The sequence below is a fragment of the Paenibacillus sp. 19GGS1-52 genome, assembly GCF_022369515.1.
Lineage (GTDB): Bacteria > Bacillota > Bacilli > Paenibacillales > Paenibacillaceae > Paenibacillus_AQ.
The window spans coordinates 4828857-4844797 of record NZ_CP059724.1 but is presented as its reverse complement, the minus strand read 5'-3'; the positions used below and the strand labels follow the sequence as shown (position 1 = coordinate 4844797).

Here is a 15941-nt window from a genome sequence, read left to right as displayed (position 1 = left end):
TAGCTGAAAAGGCAAAATCATCAGGGGGAAAAATATGAAGAACCAATCATTTCGAAGGCTTTTATCATCATTTTTAATCGTAAGTATGTTGTTGCTGTCACTGAGTTCTGCCTTTGCTGCTACTGCTCCATCAAAAGCAGATATAAAGGGGCATTGGGCGGAGAGTCAAATCAGTAAATGGATAGACAAAGGTTTCATTAAAGGGTATGAGGACGGCAGCTTTAAACCGAACAATACAATAACCAGAGCGGAATTTATGGCTTTGATCAACCGTTCTTTTGGCTTTAGTACAGAAGCAGCGATTTCATTCAGTGATGTAGCTCTAGGAAACTGGGCGTATGTTGAAGTTGCCAAAGCTGTTAAAGCAGGATATATAACAGGTTATGAGAATGGAACCATTGGGGTGAGTAAACCGATCAGCAGACAGGAAGTTGCTGTGATCATTGCTAGGTTGCTAGGTCTACCAACAACGGCTAGCTCCGAAGCGTCATTTCAAGATGCAGGCCTAATTGCTACCTGGGCTAAAGGGGCGGTTAATGCGGCAGCAACCAGTAATATACTGAATGGGTATGCAGCGGACCATAGCTTTAAACCAACGAATTCAATCACCCGTGCAGAAGCAGTAGTGGTGCTCGATCGTAGTATGGCCTTCTTAGGGGGATCAGCATCACCGACTGCAACTGCGCCAGCTGGTACACTTGATCCATCGGCAACTGCTACTCCAACTCCAACCGCAACAGCATCACCAACGGCAACATCGGGAAACGGAACAGGGACCATCTACCCTACGCCCACACCGTTACCTACACTTGCCGCACCCATCAATCTTGTAGCGACAGCAGAAGATTCACATCTTAATTTAGCGTGGGACTCTGTTACAGCAGCTACATATTATAATGTGTATCAATCAATGGATGCTATAACCTATCAATTAATTAGCACTCCGGGTGTAGTAACAACAGCTACTTATGATGTGGTTGGCTTAACGAATGGGACCGTGTATTATTTCAAAATAACAGCCGCTAACACAGGTCTGGTAAGTTCCTATTCCAATGTTATAAGTGCAATACCTACATTAGTACCTGATCCGGTAGAGCTGGGTATGGCTGGGAATTTTGTGATCTTGTCTAAGACTGGTATCTCTACAGTACCCGATTCCGCAATAACTGGAGACATAGGTGTTAGTCCAATTGTGGATACGGCTATTACTGGATTTTCTCTGATAGCAGATGCTACTAATCAATTCTCAACATCTGCTCAAGTTACTGGAAAGATATACGCTGCTAATTATACAACTCCAACTTCTACTGATCTTACTACCGCGGTAAACGACATGCAGACCGCATTTACCGATGCCGCCGGAAGAGCGATCAATTATAGCGAACTGTATAATGGGGACCTTAGCGGAAAAACACTTACAGCAGGGGTTTATAAGTGGAGCAACAACGTTTTGATCAATTCGGATGTTACGCTTCATGGTGATGCGAATAGTGTATTCATTTTCCAGATCGCTGGAGGTTTGAACCAAGCGAGTGGCACCCATGTTATCCTGACTGGTGGTGTACAAGCCAAAAATATCTTTTGGCAGTCAGCATCTACTGTTGCACTTGGAACGGACGCACATCTTGAGGGCAACGTACTAAGCATGACCAATATCACTTTGGCTACTCGTGCCTCGATCAATGGCCGACTGTTGGCACAGACTGCAGTCACCTTGGATCATAGTACAGTTACTAAACCTCTTAACTAAGTTTTGTATCGAACGAAAAAAAAGACCCGTAGATAAGGAGCCTTTGCGAAAAGGCACCTCTTACGGGTCTTTTTTGTTCGGGGTGAGGGAAGAGTATGGGTCTGTGCTCACTAATTCTCCAGCCAATCCTCTTTTAAAAGAGCTTTAATGAGCTCTACATTCGTATTCCCCAGCTTATTGATGATTTGCTGCTCTAATTGCTTTTTGATAACTAGCCTCTCTCGATTGGACTCTATTCCCTTGGGAGTTAGGACGATATGTTTATCGCGCTGATTCCCGGCAACCTCTACAGCTTCTACATAACCTCGTGATAAGAGGCCCTGAATACTTTTATGTGTTCCCTGGCGCGAGATATTAATAATTCTGCTTATTTCCGAGATGGAGAGCATGGAATGGACTTCAAGAACCGCGAGAATATGGGACTCTGTTTTATTAATATTATCCGGGTCCATCTGGGTCACTTTTTTTCGTAAAGCCAGATGTTTTTCGCTAAGTAAATCAATCAGGTTCATTTCCTGTAAATTCATATTCATCTATACACTCCCGCATATAAGGCATTTTACATAGTATAAATCATTCGACGATATTGTCAACTTGGTTGACTTTAAAAAGGGTGCATGATATTGTAAACCAAGTGGACAATAGAGAATATAAGGAGTAAGGACATGGGGAGAAACAAAAGAGAACGATTTATTTTTACGCTGATTATGTGTGCTTTAATGGTTTTGGGAATGTGTATTTATAATGTGATTCTACTCGAAGGATGGTCTGGGACATGGATACAGCATGTGATCATCGGCTACCTGCCCGCATTTATCGTTGCTCTAATCTTGGATGTGTTCGTTGTCGGTAAAGTTGCCAAGGGGATCGCTAGTAAACTGACCAAAGCAGCTGATCCGATGATCAAAAAGATTCTGCTTATATCCTCTTTTATGGTTATGGGCATGGTGGTGTTGATGTCCTTCTACGGTGCGGTGCTCCATGTAGGCTTTACAGCAGAATTGCCAATGGCCTATCTGTCTGCACTGGGCAAAAACTTCATCTGTGCGTTGCCGCTGCAGCTGATTCTGGTTGGGCCGCTCACACGGTTCATTTTTATCAAGCTTATACCTGCTGCGGTACCTGCCTGAAATCAAGCTAGTCTTAGGCTCATTCTATATGCTTTAATGGCTATGAGGACTAAACATTGCTGCTGGAGGGATAAAGGGTGAATTTATCAAAGGCGGATTTTGAGAGAATAAGTAAGCTAGTGTATCGTAATGCACGCCCCATAGACTTTGCGAGATGGAAATATCATTTTGAGAAGGGCAGCCAGATGGATATAGTAGAAGTCTTGTCATCCTATCAGAATGAGGACGGTGGTTTTGGTCATGCTCTGGAGGCAGATTCATGGAACCCAAACTCTACGCCCATTCAGACGACTACAGCCATAGAGAAACTGTGCGAAATTAAATTTAGCGATAAACATCATCTTATTGTGCAGGGGATTCTAAATTACTTGGATAGTGGCGCTGAATTTGCGGAGAGAAGATGGAATAATACAGTAGCATCAAATAATGATTATCCACACGCGCCTTGGTGGCATACAGATTCTTCAAGTACTAGCCGCAGTGAATATAATCCAACAGCTACTATAGTAGGTTTTATCCTGGAATTTGCCGAAAGAGACAGCGGGCTCTATAAACTAGGAATGGGCGTTGCAGAAGAACTGATCGAATTATTTCTACATAACTCCAAGCTTGAAATGCACCCGCTGAAGTGTTTGGTGGCCATGATAAATTCTATTGAGAAAGCGAACTTGCAGGATCACTTTATGTTCACCAGAGTGCAGGAAGACGTGAACGAGCAGATCACTCAATTGATTCAACGTGACTCACAGGATTGGCATGGGTACAGTTGTCGACCTTCAACATTTATCAAATCCCCAGATAGCTCACTCTATGAAGAGAATAAGGCACTGGTCACTGAAGAACTTGATTACCTACTGACTACAAGAAATGCTGATGGCGTATGGGATTTAACATGGAAGTGGAATGCTTTTGATAAGGAATTTGCTATTAGTGAATATTGGTGGACAACAGAACTGATCATCGGAAACATGCTTTTTCTAAGAGCCTTTAACCGGCTGTAATGAATGCTGGACACCGTAAATCCATCGGATGTTTACTTTTTCTGTGGCAGGTTAAAATATAGGGAGAGGAGGTGTCTACTATGAACAAGGATTTACCGCCTGAGGTTCCTCCAACAGTCGTTCCTGAAGTTAGGCCAGATGTGATCCCGGAGTCACAGCCACCTAATATTCCGCCCGAGATCCAGCCTGATATCCAACCGGAAGTTAAACCGTCGGAACCCCTGCCCGAGATCTATCCGCAGACTCCTTAGATTCATAATTCTTGCACTTCGAAGCTTTAATAGCTAACAAATAAGCCAGTCTCCGAGTTATTGGAGACTGGCTTGTTTTGTTTTTTTGATCCTTCTCCATTTGCAAATATTTAGTGATGCACTGTGCTAGATCTACTGTTCACGATAAAGGTCGTACTAGCCGCAGCTGTATGTCTGTCTTCAATCACTTCTTCATAATCTTCAATAAGCCTGTCAAAAATACTCGCCCAAGAGCGGCCTAGCGCCAGCCGGCGACCCTCATGTCCCATAGCTGCCAGCTGAACAGGCTGATTGCCCCATGTGCAGATGGCATGAACCAAGGCTTCCGGACTTCGGGGTTCAACCATGATACCGGAGTCACCCGGCACAACCAGATCTCTTACTCCACCTGCGTCCGCGGCAAGGACAGGCAGACCAGAGGCCATCGCCTCGAGGACAACATTGCCGAACGTTTCGGTACTGGATGGAAAGACGAATAGATCTGCCGAGGCATAGAGCTCTGCAAGCTCTTCGCCATGCTTGTAACCAGTGAAGGTAACATTGCTTGGTGCTTGGGCACGCAGTTCTGGCAGAAGGGGGCCATCACCGACAATTAGCCAGTGAACCTGAGATTGCATGGATTCAGGCAGCTTTTGCATAGTGAGTGCAAGAGTGGAAATGTCTTTTTCCGGGGCAATCCGTCCTACATACAGCAACAGCAGAGGGGCAGTAATTCCATAACGCGCCCGCACCTCAAGGCTGCGCTTCTGCGGCGAATAAAGATGGCAGTCGATCCCTCTGGACCATAGCTTCAGCCGGCTAAAGCCTTGCAGTCGCAGTGAATCGAGCGTTTCATGTGATGGTGCTAGAGTAGCATCGCAGGAACTATGGAACCATTTCATAAATTTCCAATAGAGGGGGAGCAATCTTTTCATTCGGTAATATTCAAGGTAACGGTCGAAATGGGTGTGGTAGGAAACAACATGAGGGAGATTATGATTATGGGCGTAACGCAGACCGGATAGGCCAATATTAAAAGGAGTTGCCAGATGAAGCAAGTCGGGCTTAAAGATTTTGAGTTCGTTCTGGATGGACGTCATACTCGGCAGGGCAAGCCTGCATTCGGGATACAGAAAAAAGGGGATGCTGGCAATGGGTCGAACCGGGTCGGCATAGCTGTCCTCCGGGGCTGATTTCGGTGTGAACAGCAGATGCTCGATGCCACGGTGGTTCAAATGTTCGGTCAAGCGGTAAAGTGTGCGGGCAACACCGTTCGTTTGCGGAAGAAAAGTATCCGTAAATAAGGCAAGACGCAAGGCGACCCCTCCCAATGTTCGTGTTACCCTAACCATAACAGGCGACTATTCGTTGGGGGTCAACCGGATGTTAAATATTGAAGAGCTTGTATTGGATTGTATCACTCTAGCTGACGGTGTTTGTTTCCCAGATTGGCTCGGCATACAAATTCAACAAGTTACTGCTGCATTCTTTACCTGTGTCATAGGAACGGTCACCTAGCACTAGCTTGAAAGCATCCAGCCTCCGGGCAGCTTCTGCGGGGATGGTGCAAGCCAGCCAATCGGCTAAGGCTTGCAGGACGACCCTTCCTTCCGCAAGCGCCTGCTCCCACAGCTCTGGAACACTTTCCGTTCGGGCTTCAGAGTACAGCGCCGAATGTCTCCACTGCGAATGTTTTTCGTTCAGATAATCCAGTTGCTCTTCGGCGGGAGAAAGCTTTTGATAAAAAAGACTACGCGCCTGTCCCCACACGATTGCTTTCTTCCAGCCTCTTGGATCATATAGGCATTTATGAGCCAGCACCAAGTCAAGGTAAGCCTCATGCCAGCTTTCAGCTGGAAGATAAGTCATAATCTCTGGATACCAATTTAACGCGGTTTCGTGCAGAATAGTATGGATCGGGTAAGGAAGCCCGGAACCCACGTCTATTTCTTTCCAGGCTGGCATCTGCCAGGTATTCACTTGCTTCGCCCGTTTCATAAATACCGTATCAAGGGCAATTTCGAACCGCCCATGATTCCGCTGCTTATAGCCTGCCTTCCAATTCACATAAGGATGAAGATTCCGGTCCAGCAAATGATGAGTCAGAAAGCCTAAGAAATACAGCTGAGCTTCCGGCAAATCTGCAGGAGCAAGCTCACGGATTCTTTGCCAGAATTCGATCAATACCGGTCCACAGTTGCGGCTGTGCATATGATCGCCCAATCGGGTTGCCCCAGTGTCCGTTCTCCAGGGAAGGAAGCTATGGTACAGTAAGAAATCCGGTCCTTGACAGCCTAAGCGGTATAAGTTCCCGTGGTTCTTCAGTCCGGCCAAGAAGGGTAGGCGGTCGCGGAACTCGTCAGCCAGCTGCTGTCCGTATTCAATATGCATCCATATGTTAGGCATTAATAATCTCCTCCCAATTGCTCATATATAATCTCAGTATAGGGGATAGATGTTAAGAGAAAATAAATTTTTGTGATTTGAAAAATAGTAATGCTTGCCTTGAAGTGTACTTTAAACTGTATACTGAAGAGATATAAAACTCGTAGGTATAAACATAGTTCACAAATCGCCGGGAGGTGAGAATATTGGGTTTTTCGATAAAAGAAGCTTCAGAGCGCTTGGGGCTTGCTGCTCATACCATACGTTACTATGAGAAAGAAGGGCTGTTGCCTTTTATACAAAGGGATCAGCACCGGAACCGTATCTTTGAACAACGTGATTTGGACTGGATAAACCTGATAACCTGTTTTCGAATGACTGGGATGACGGTCACCGCCTTGAAACAAATTGTGGATCTGGCGCTTCAAGGTGAATCGACGATACCGCAGAGAAAAGCTATCTTGGAAGCACACAAGCTGGAGCTTACAAGAAGGCAAGTGGAGCTGGACAGAGCTTTTGATGCGGTGAACCACAAGCTATCTACCTATGACTTGCTCGAAAAAGAGAACCAGATGGGATTGCCTTAACTCAAACCGTTCAACAAGTAGCTGGTGCTATTGGTATTTCAGTCATGATCTCGATTCTATCAGCCAAACAGAGCAGTTACTTAGCAACAGTTGCGAATGATCTGACAAAAGCTACAGCAGCGGGATCATCCCTGGTATTTAAGATCGGTTTATTGTTAGCGGTAATTAATGTCGGATTGTCTTTATTTATCAAAAAGCCGAACAGCTTGAGCTAAATTTCTACTGTCGTTGCAGCTCTCCGTTATTTGTCCTATGATAAATATAAAAAGGGGCGCTGAGGGTGGCAAGAACAAAAGCATTTGATACGAATGAAGTATTGCATAAAGCTATGAGTGTCTTTGGGAGCCGGGGTTATGAAGGCGCCAAGCTTCCGGACTTAATAACCGGGCTGGGTATTGCCCGCCAGAGTATATATGACACATACGGCACTAAGCGTGATTTATTCCTTACGGCAGTAAAATACTATATGGATCGAAAAAATTGCGACTTGCAGGAATTGATGGATCAGCCAGGAACGGTCACTGACAAAGTAGAGCAGGCGTTCACCACGATGATCAGGGTACTCGCAGATCCTGACTTGCGCCGAGAGTGTTTCATCATCAGCAGTGCAATTGAGCAGGCGACTCACGATGAGGAGTTAGCCGCCTATATGCATGCGAATACCGAACAGGTGGAGCAGGCCTTTTATACGATGCTGGAAATCGGGATGGAACAGGGTGAACTAAGCCAGGAAGTGAATATAAGAGACCTGTCCCGGTTTCTGGCGCATGAGCGTATAGCCTTGGTATTTGCGGCGAAGCTGGGAATGGATGAACAGAAACTGGTCAGCATCATGCAGATTGTGCTATCCATCATGAAGTCGAGTGAAGGGGAATCCTATTAGTACAATAGAAAGGGCTATCCACTGGTCATCTGTGATGACGGTTGGGATAGCCCTTTTGTATAGTTGCTTATGAACTAAGGATTGGCTGGAACCAGGTCCTATTGTTCTGAATGAAATCCTCAAGTGAACGTGGCTCTCGTCCGGTTATACGCAGCACAGTGTCTGTAACTTGGTCTTCTGATCCTTCCACGCGGATACGGTGATCCAACTCCGCCAGCATAGCTGCATAGGGTGCTGGTACACCTGCAGCAGTCAGCGCCTGCACCAGTTGTTCTTCCGGAATGGAGAGATGCTGTATGGTTAAGCCGGTTATCCTGTGGATCAAAGCGGCTACTTCAGCATAACTAAGTGATTGAGGTCCGGTTATAATATGCTCCCTGTTGTGTGGTGTCTTGTCGGTCAGCGCATGATAGCCGACCGCGGAAATATCTTCTGCATCCACGAAGCCTACTTTGCCGTCACCGGTAGATGTAAAGATTTGCCCTTGCTGACGCAGGGTATGCCCATGTCCGCCTTCGGTGAAATTTTGCATAAAATAAGAGGGACGCAGCACGGCCCATTCAGGCGCGTGCTCTTGCAGGTACTGATGTACGGGGCCGAAAATCGGTCCATGCTCTGATACCGATGCGCTGGACAGCAGAACGAATCGGCGAATGGAAGCGTCCAGTGCTCTACGAATAAAGGGAATCATGACTTCTTCGGGATGTATATCAGTCGGGACAACGAGATAAATTGCGCTAATGTTGTGCAAAGCCGTTTCGTGGGTGGAGTCGTCATACCAGTCAAAGAGTATATGGTCAGCCAGTGCTTCATTCATCTTGGTTGCGCTACGTCCTGCACTTCGGAGAGAATATCCTTGGCTTATTAACAGTTGTGCGATACGGGAGGAAGTTTTTCCTTGACCCCCTGTGAGCAGAATGCGAGTTGATGGTTCTGTATACATGAGAACAGCTCCTCTATGATTAATGGATTACATCATGGCTAACGGATTCCAATAGTCCTGATACCGCACAATCTTGCCGTCCCTAAGCTCTACGACTGATATATATTGCTGTTCATAGGGCTTACCATCCGCAAGGAGTATGTCGCTTCCTTCGAACTGTGCAAAGAACACCGGAGAGTTAGCTGACACATGAACAATTGGTGTAGTGAAAGAAGTAATCACAAGCATTTTATCCAACATTTGAAGATGCTGCTGTAGCGCAGCTTTGCCTTCTAATTGTTGGGGGGACGGATTTGGGACATAGGGAAATTCAAAAATCACTCATTCAGATGCCTCGCTTTCTTTGGTGGAATAGACTTCTTTAGAGAAAAGTCGAAAGGTATAAGACCCACTATATCCATTCCAGACCAATTAGTCAAATATCTTCGCGCTCATGTGTCCGAACATTAATCGGAAATTATATAGCTCTTATTCAATTAAATATTAATGGCGTGATTGGCGTTTATAATCTTCTTGGGTTAACCCACCTTGTAGTGGTAATCCTTGTGACCTTTCTATGATGTAATCAAAAACCTCCCCGTCTCGTGAAGGTTCATCTTTCACGATACAGGAAGGCAGTTAGGATAGAACGTACTTTTTTATTCGAATACACACCGATTTTAGGATGAGCGTAATCCTTTACGGTTTTGTAGCGGACTAAGTCCAGTTTCTTTGCAGAACAACCGCATGTCCTGATAATAATGAATGAGTATGGATTGCATGGATAAGCAGCCCTTCATCGTATGTGTTATGCAGTCCAGCCTTTGAGCTCCGGCTATCCCCTTTTTTGCACTGGCTCCAGCAAATTCAACAGATACTGGTTTCCGCTGCCTTCAGGACGGTCGTTGCGGATATGCTCTTCCCAGCATAATCTGGAGTCATGATCTGCTGTATATTCAGGGCTTTTCTCTAATAAGCTCATAAGGGACTGCCACGAGCCAAAGATATCATCGTTGCTTTCTATCATGGCATACAGTCCTCCCTCAAACCGCATCTCCTTCAGGTGCTCAGGAATTTCTACATTCTCTGGAATAGAGGCACACATTCCATAACCATAGGGCTTACACTTAGCTGTGGGAAGCGGTGGCACATTGCCGCCTAACAAACGGGCAGTTCCAAGCAGATTATTGACGGTTAGCCATTCAACAATGGGTTCTATAGCTTCCTCCTCGGGAGAGGAGCTTACCGCAACATTATAAGCAAGTCTCATAACTGGAAGTGTAACGATTCTTACTTGATTTGCAATAGGTTGAGTGTTTGTATCTGCCATGGATAAAACCTCCCTGTTATTTAAATCAAAGGGGTGAAGCGATATTTCATTTAGCTGAGCTAACAATGTGTTGGTGATAGGTTCATGGGTGAGGGGGGTGATATTGTGTAAAAGAGACTGTATTTCGCCCTCTTTCAACGAAAAAGCGGATTTTTGCGCAAGAATAGCCTCAGAATGTTGGATTAGCACTTGATACATCGACTGAAACGACATCTCCGCCAGGACGGGTTTGATATCCTTGATCCCAATTTCGAACCTTCGCAAGAAGGCGATAACTTGAATGGCAAGCCTAGCCTTCTCATCATAAATCCGCCAACCAGAATTAACATCCCGCTGACTTCTAAACAATCCTTCTGTTTCCCAGTGACGCAGCGTCCGGCTCGTCAGCCCACACTGTGCAGCTAGCTTATCAATTGCTACGAATCCACTCATCGACAACTCCCATTTCATTGTATAATAAGGCGCCTTATGTAATTATTGTAGCACCTTACGTTACGTCAATTGCAAGAGGTAGGGTTAAATAGAGATAGGGTATCTCAACAGACCATTTGCATGGCTATCGAGACACCCTATTTGCCGTAAAATCGTTATTGTTTGCTTCGCTAATCCAAGCCAATCATATCTTGATAGGCACCGGGGAATGAATTCGCGATGGTGATGGCCCCGACTGTTTTCTCATAGAAGGAGATTGCCTCTTCCACCCAACCGATCATGCAATAGCCATAACCATTCTCATGCATCGTATACAAACATTCCAGCAGCAGCGCTTTGCCAATGCCAAGACCGCGGTATTCCTCGAGCACACCAGTCGGCCCAAAAAAGTTCTTAACCACAACGTCGTGACAAGCAAAGCCGATGATCTGTTTGTCTTTCACAGCGATATAACAGTTAACGGGCAATTGGGAAAAAGCACATTCACATTCATTACGCCAATTTGCGCTGAAATGAGTGCCCACGAATTCAACGATGCTGTGTTTATCCGCGGTCATGGCGCGTTTGATCCTAATACCTTGTGATTGCAGCTTAATTAGCAGTTCCTGTTTCTCTGGCAGATTGTACAGCTTGACGAGCATGTCAGGCATGATATTACCCCGCTTCCGTATCTAGAATGGCAAGGTCTGTAATAATTTCACGCAAATTAGCTTCAAACAACTCTGGTCGATAAAATCTGGACATGATAAATAGTTCGGCCATACTCGGCGGTAGCAGCTTTGCAAGCACGGTCTGCATATTCTGTTTGGCCTTCATTAAATCCCCATACCCGCTCTTGTACTTATCGCGTAGAAAAGTAAAAACTTCCTCACTTTCCGGCGACAGCACTCCACGGAACAGAAAGGTCTGGAGCGGAGAACGGCGCTGTGCGGGAATTTCAAATTGAATCATGGCATCAATTAGCTCGGCGGTCAGACGGTTCTGCGTAATGGAGGGCAAAAGCTGCGGAATCAATTGATAATAATCGGTTACAACATAATCATTCCACTCTTCAGGCGGCAATTCCTCTATGGGTACGCCATGGAACTGGCGTAAGAATCGTTCCAGAAAAGAATGGGTATCTGCATGGAAATTCCAGCCTTGGTCTGCAGCGAAAAACGCCGGATAACGCGAGGTCTCAAACAATCCATACGGACTGCCTAGTGAAAAAGGACAGGCCCAATTCGTGTTGATAATGCCATAGAGCTGCTCCGATTGGGCCAGTTCAACCCAATCTAGAATATTGTTAATCCGGTTGTGAATGACCGGATAGTTCTGATCACCGTTATCGTCCCAGCAGCGGACGGAGGAGGCCCCCATAATCTCAATACCGGCATCCTGCAGCTTATGGAGGATCTGCCGGGCATCTGCCTTCATCCGGTGCCCACCATAAATCCACACTATGACAAGCACGCGTTTGTCCAGTGCAGCAATTTCTTCGACTGTGGCATGCATCAGCATATCATGCCAGATCATCGGCTTTTTGCCGAGACTGATCGTTGTTTCGACCAAACGGTTGACGAACCGAATGAAGGAGGCCTCACGGGTAAGTCCCGATTGGCGGCAATCCTCGCAGGTTCCGAGACTCCAGACTTCGTCGCAGCCTAGGTGAAGATATTCACTGTCCGGGTGTAGTGAGGCCACTTCCTCCAGAATTTCAGCCATCATCGCAAAGGAACCCGGGCGGTTCGGACACAGTTCGGCTACGGACTCCGGGGTTTCACGCAAACCGATGTAGGCGGGATGCTTCAGAATGTATTCCAGGTGACCGAAGGACTGCTGCTTAGGGATAATGGTGATGAAATTATCGTAGGCTGTCTGCAGAAGCAGTCGATGTTCTTCTTCCGTAAAAGCGAACTCGGGATGACGCAGCAAGCCTAGCCTACGAAAAGGCAGCTTATCCTCATATTCGACGACTAGTGTATTAATCTTGTAGCTGGACAATTCAGCCACATACTCGAGAATGAGTTCAAACGTTGGATAGACCGTACGCAGATCCAGATAATCACTGCGCAGCCGCAGATCTGCCCAATCTATAATTGTGAGTGGGGAAGTGCTGCCACTCTGGTTCCGAAGCAGTTGCTCCAATGTCTTCAATCCGTAGAACAGTCCGGAGGCAGACAAGGCATAAATCTCCACATGTCTTTTTTCTAGAATCAGTACATAACCGTCATTACGACCTTCCACACGCATGGCCATCCGCAGGTTAATAGGCTGTCCAGTAGAGACCAACGCATAGATGCTACCTGGAATAACCGTTTTCGTTACTCCGCCAAAGATCGACGCGGAGAGCGAAGATAAGCGAGAATCAGCCACAGGCGTTTGCAGTTCAACTTGCCATACGGAAATATCAGTGATTAGCCCGCTTCCTCGGGTTTGCACATACTGCGGCTGGGGAATTAGATTGATATTCATGGATGCCTCCCTTTCTTACAACCAGCGAACCCGGCCTTTAAAGCGCTGAATGAAGCGGTTGTTCCACTCATCTCCGCCCGGTGCGTTACCGCTGCGCCATACCGGAACCTCAATTCCTTTTTCTCCTAAATAGGCTGCTGTCGTCATCATTAAAGAATTGAGTAAAAAGGCATTGGCAAAGGTGGAGGTTGAGCCCATTTTCGGCTCAATACCGTCAATCTGCAGCGCAGCATCGCCGGGCTTCACCTTGCTGTCCAAATAATAGTCGCAGACTTCATATAGATTTTGTGCGGAAGGATGGCGGGCAATATGGTCTTTAGGCGTAGCTTCAGCATGGCCAACGGAGGTCACAGCGATGGTTATAACGCCTCTCCGTTTAGCTTCTACAGCCGCATCGATACAAGCCGTATTGATCCCATAGGCATTGGCAATGATCAGAATATCCCCTGGGCCTAATTTATTATCTTCAATGACGATCGTTCCGTAACCAGGAGTTCTTTCAATAGCCATGGATCGCAGCGCTCCATTAGAGATCATTGTGCCTTCATCTAATATGGCACTGATATGCATCAGGCCGCCGGCGCGGAAGAATACCTCGGTAGCATTCATGTTGGAATGTCCACCCGGACCGTATAGATAAACAAGTTTGTCCTCCGCGATGTGATCTGCCAATAGGGAGGCTACCTGATGCAGACGTTCCCGCGGCTCGCTTTTGATCTCATTCAGGAGCTCAATGATAGTATCCATATAAGCGGACATGATGTCAGAATTTGCGTTCACTGTCATTCCTCCTAATTCATGTGTAACCGGCTTTCCTCTATAGAAGTGGGCAACGGTTCATGCTTAGAAGATAACAAAGCCCCTCCTAACTGTAAATCAACTATTTTGAGCAATATCGCTTCATTTTTTACCTTTATATGAGATAGTCAAAATTTTTCTAAAATGAGTCAGAAATGTGACTTATGGAATCAAGACAGGCTTCTTATAATGAGAGTTAACATAACACAAAGGGGGGGACGGAAACCTTGAAGATGACGCTGGCTGTTCCAAAGACCCTTCAAGCTACGAAGCCTAGCAGAAAAAGAAGAAGGAAAGAAATGAGAATGGGGTATTTATTTGTTGGCCCGATGCTGCTGGGTGTCATTATCTTCACTTTAATTCCGATGATCTTCTCGTTCACTTTAAGCTTTACCAAATGGTCCTTTGTGACCGGGTTCGATAAGATTAAATTCATCGGTCTGGATAACTTTCGCGCCTTGTTTCAGGATGATGTGTTTCTAAAATCGCTCGGCAATAACTTTATTATGCTGTTGGCCGTACCGGTCGGGATGGTGATAGCGTTGCTGCTGGCCGTTGTCATTTCGAATCATGTATATGCGCCAGGTGCTTTCAAAGTCATCTATTTTATGCCGCAGATTTCTAGTGTAGTGGCTGTCGCTGTTGTATGGCAGGTGTTATTTCATCCTTCTTATGGACCCGTAAATGGGTTTCTCTCAGCGCTCGGAATGGACAACCCTCCGAAATGGCTGGCAGATCCTAACTTTGCCCTTCCGTCAGTTATGCTGCTCATGATCTGGATTGATCTTGGTGTATCCCTAATTATTTATAACGCCGGGCTGAAGAATATCCCCGCCGATTTGTATGAGGCAGCCACCTTAGATGGCGCGACCAAATGGTCGCAATTTCGCTCGATTACCTTACCTTTGCTGACACCTACTACTTTTTTTCTACTAGTGACTGGTATTATCGGCAATTTCAAATCCTTTGCGCTGATTAAGGTGCTGACAGACGGAGGCCCCGCTCATTCGACTTCTGTGGTGGTCTACGATATGTACCAGACAGCCTTTGTCGATCTGCAGACCGGCTATGCTTCATCCATGGTCATGATCCTGTTCCTCTGCTTGCTTGCCATTACGGCGTTACAGTGGATCAGCCAGAAGTTTTGGGTTAATTACTAAACCTAGGCTTACAACATTGTTAGGAGGGACAAGGGTGAATACTGGACGAATCGATTGGGTAAAAGCCATAATTACGATAATCATGGCGCTGCTCGGCGTCGTGTTTCTACTACCGTTTCTCTGGATGCTCTCTGCTTCATTCAAGCCAGAGACTGATGTATTCAAATATCCAATCGAGTGGATTCCCAGAACCTGGAGAGCAGGCTTTAATTACGAATCCGTCTGGTTCGGGAAAGCGAACTTTGCGCTCTATTACTGGAACTCGATTAAAGTAACCATGTTAACTACACTTTTATCGGTAGTTGTATCCAGCATGGCAGCCTACGGCTTCACCAAAATACATTTTCGCGGCCGTAATACGCTGTTCGCAATTGTACTAGCTACGTACATGATTCCTTCGGAAGCGACCTTGGTGCCGTTATTCATCATGTTTCGTTCAGCAGGCTTGTATGATACACATCTGGGCTTAATCCTGCTCGGCGGATTCAGTGTACTGGGTACCTTTTTACTTCGACAATTCTTCGCTTCACTCTCTGATGAATACATTGAATCCGCCCAGATTGATGGGGGAGGACATATCAGGATCTTCACCTCTATACTGCTTCCGCTCGTTCGTCCAGCCATCGCGACCTATGCCATTTTGCGGTTCATCTGGACCTGGAATGACTTTCAGACGCCGCTCGTATTTCTGAACAGTAAATCCCTATTCACATTACAGCTTGGCATGAATGCCTTTGCAGATCGCAACGGAGCCTTTTATTCACTAATTATGGCCGCTTCTGTGTCCGCCATCGTACCGCTGCTGATTATATTTATTGTTGGTCAGAAGCAAGTCATCGATGGAATTGCCTTGGGGGGGTGAAGGGATGATGAAGAGAT

Annotated in this window: 17 protein-coding genes; 8 read left to right on the top strand and 9 right to left on the bottom strand. The window is 46.1% G+C overall.

What is annotated here, in order from left to right; all coding sequences use genetic code 11:
- Positions 1-34: 34 nt before the first annotated feature.
- Positions 35-1750 carry an ice-binding family protein gene (locus tag H1230_RS22645; RefSeq protein ID WP_239712129.1) on the top strand — a complete coding sequence of 572 codons (1716 nt, stop codon included), beginning with the start codon at positions 35-37 and terminating at the stop codon, positions 1748-1750.
- A 110-nt stretch (positions 1751-1860) separates the two neighbouring features.
- Here the strand turns inward: H1230_RS22645 and H1230_RS22640 are convergent, their stop codons facing one another.
- Positions 1861-2283: a MarR family winged helix-turn-helix transcriptional regulator gene (locus H1230_RS22640; protein ID WP_239712128.1), complete on the bottom strand. Its 423-nt coding sequence runs from the start codon at positions 2281-2283 to the stop codon at positions 1861-1863.
- Between the two features lie 132 nt (positions 2284-2415).
- Here H1230_RS22640 and H1230_RS22635 point away from each other — a divergent pair, with 132 nt between their 5' ends.
- From H1230_RS22635 to H1230_RS22625, 3 genes are all read left to right on the top strand, one after another.
- Positions 2416-2880 (top strand): DUF2798 domain-containing protein, encoded by a 465-nt coding sequence (locus H1230_RS22635; protein WP_239712127.1) that lies wholly within the window; start codon positions 2416-2418, stop codon positions 2878-2880.
- A gap of 77 nt (positions 2881-2957) precedes the next feature.
- Entirely contained in the window at positions 2958-3881 is a 924-nt protein-coding gene (locus H1230_RS22630; RefSeq protein ID WP_239712126.1) for a hypothetical protein, read from the top strand.
- 71 nt (positions 3882-3952) lie between these two features.
- A complete protein-coding gene (locus tag H1230_RS22625) occupies positions 3953-4132 on the top strand; it encodes a hypothetical protein (protein ID WP_239712125.1) in 180 nt (59 codons plus the stop codon).
- A gap of 110 nt (positions 4133-4242) precedes the next feature.
- Here the strand turns inward: H1230_RS22625 and H1230_RS22620 are convergent, their stop codons facing one another.
- Positions 4243-5427: a glycosyltransferase family 4 protein gene (locus tag H1230_RS22620; RefSeq protein ID WP_239712124.1), complete on the bottom strand. Its 1185-nt coding sequence runs from the start codon at positions 5425-5427 to the stop codon at positions 4243-4245.
- A gap of 106 nt (positions 5428-5533) precedes the next feature.
- The gene (locus H1230_RS22615) at positions 5534-6517 is read right to left on the bottom strand and encodes a zinc dependent phospholipase C family protein (RefSeq protein WP_239712123.1); all 984 of its coding nucleotides are present in this window, start codon (positions 6515-6517) and stop codon (positions 5534-5536) included.
- A 185-nt stretch (positions 6518-6702) separates the two neighbouring features.
- On the opposite strand from H1230_RS22615, the gene H1230_RS22610 reads away from it, so the two are divergent.
- On the top strand, positions 6703-7083 hold the full coding sequence (locus H1230_RS22610) for a MerR family transcriptional regulator (RefSeq protein ID WP_239712122.1): 381 nt from the start codon (positions 6703-6705) through the stop codon (positions 7081-7083).
- Between the two features lie 280 nt (positions 7084-7363).
- The gene (locus H1230_RS22605; RefSeq protein WP_239712121.1) at positions 7364-7966 is read left to right on the top strand and encodes a TetR/AcrR family transcriptional regulator; all 603 of its coding nucleotides are present in this window, start codon (positions 7364-7366) and stop codon (positions 7964-7966) included.
- A gap of 67 nt (positions 7967-8033) precedes the next feature.
- On the opposite strand, the gene H1230_RS22600 is transcribed toward H1230_RS22605, so the two are convergent.
- The 6 genes from H1230_RS22600 to H1230_RS22575 all read right to left on the bottom strand — a co-directional run bounded on the left by H1230_RS22600 (position 8034) and on the right by H1230_RS22575 (position 13884).
- A complete protein-coding gene (locus H1230_RS22600; RefSeq protein WP_239712120.1) occupies positions 8034-8909 on the bottom strand; it encodes an NmrA family NAD(P)-binding protein in 876 nt (291 codons plus the stop codon).
- Positions 8910-8936: 27 nt separating this feature from the next.
- Positions 8937-9230: a nuclear transport factor 2 family protein gene (locus H1230_RS22595; protein WP_239712119.1), complete on the bottom strand. Its 294-nt coding sequence runs from the start codon at positions 9228-9230 to the stop codon at positions 8937-8939.
- 493 nt (positions 9231-9723) lie between these two features.
- Positions 9724-10650, bottom strand: a complete 927-nt coding sequence (locus H1230_RS22590; RefSeq protein ID WP_239712118.1) for a MerR family transcriptional regulator — start codon at positions 10648-10650, stop codon at positions 9724-9726.
- A gap of 170 nt (positions 10651-10820) precedes the next feature.
- On the bottom strand, positions 10821-11300 hold the full coding sequence (locus H1230_RS22585) for a GNAT family N-acetyltransferase (protein WP_239712117.1): 480 nt from the start codon (positions 11298-11300) through the stop codon (positions 10821-10823).
- A 4-nt stretch (positions 11301-11304) separates the two neighbouring features.
- On the bottom strand, positions 11305-13104 hold the full coding sequence (locus tag H1230_RS22580) for a family 20 glycosylhydrolase (RefSeq protein ID WP_239712116.1): 1800 nt from the start codon (positions 13102-13104) through the stop codon (positions 11305-11307).
- A 15-nt stretch (positions 13105-13119) separates the two neighbouring features.
- Complete coding sequence (locus tag H1230_RS22575; protein ID WP_239712115.1) at positions 13120-13884, bottom strand: sugar isomerase domain-containing protein; 765 nt, start codon at positions 13882-13884, stop codon at positions 13120-13122.
- A 251-nt stretch (positions 13885-14135) separates the two neighbouring features.
- Here H1230_RS22575 and H1230_RS22570 point away from each other — a divergent pair, with 251 nt between their 5' ends.
- Together H1230_RS22570 and H1230_RS22565 are read left to right on the top strand one after the other, a co-directional pair.
- Positions 14136-15062: a carbohydrate ABC transporter permease gene (locus H1230_RS22570; protein WP_239717495.1), complete on the top strand. Its 927-nt coding sequence runs from the start codon at positions 14136-14138 to the stop codon at positions 15060-15062.
- A gap of 82 nt (positions 15063-15144) precedes the next feature.
- Entirely contained in the window at positions 15145-15924 is a 780-nt protein-coding gene (locus H1230_RS22565) for a carbohydrate ABC transporter permease (protein WP_239717493.1), read from the top strand.
- Positions 15925-15941 lie beyond the last annotated feature (17 nt).

Bases quoted from the DNA above. Each gene is read 5' to 3' on its own strand.
- H1230_RS22645 (WP_239712129.1), top strand. From the start codon at position 35: ATGAAGAACCAATCATTTCGAAGGCTTTTATCATCATTTTTAATCGTA.
- H1230_RS22640 (WP_239712128.1), bottom strand. From the start codon at position 2,283: ATGAATATGAATTTACAGGAAATGAACCTGATTGATTTACTTAGCGAA.
- H1230_RS22635 (WP_239712127.1), top strand. From the start codon at position 2,416: ATGGGGAGAAACAAAAGAGAACGATTTATTTTTACGCTGATTATGTGT.
- H1230_RS22615 (WP_239712123.1), bottom strand. From the start codon at position 6,517: ATGCCTAACATATGGATGCATATTGAATACGGACAGCAGCTGGCTGAC.
- H1230_RS22600 (WP_239712120.1), bottom strand. From the start codon at position 8,909: ATGTATACAGAACCATCAACTCGCATTCTGCTCACAGGGGGTCAAGGA.
- H1230_RS22590 (WP_239712118.1), bottom strand. From the start codon at position 10,650: ATGAGTGGATTCGTAGCAATTGATAAGCTAGCTGCACAGTGTGGGCTG.
- H1230_RS22585 (WP_239712117.1), bottom strand. From the start codon at position 11,300: ATGCCTGACATGCTCGTCAAGCTGTACAATCTGCCAGAGAAACAGGAA.
- H1230_RS22580 (WP_239712116.1), bottom strand. From the start codon at position 13,104: ATGAATATCAATCTAATTCCCCAGCCGCAGTATGTGCAAACCCGAGGA.
- H1230_RS22570 (WP_239717495.1), top strand. From the start codon at position 14,136: ATGACGCTGGCTGTTCCAAAGACCCTTCAAGCTACGAAGCCTAGCAGA.
- H1230_RS22565 (WP_239717493.1), top strand. From the start codon at position 15,145: ATGGCGCTGCTCGGCGTCGTGTTTCTACTACCGTTTCTCTGGATGCTC.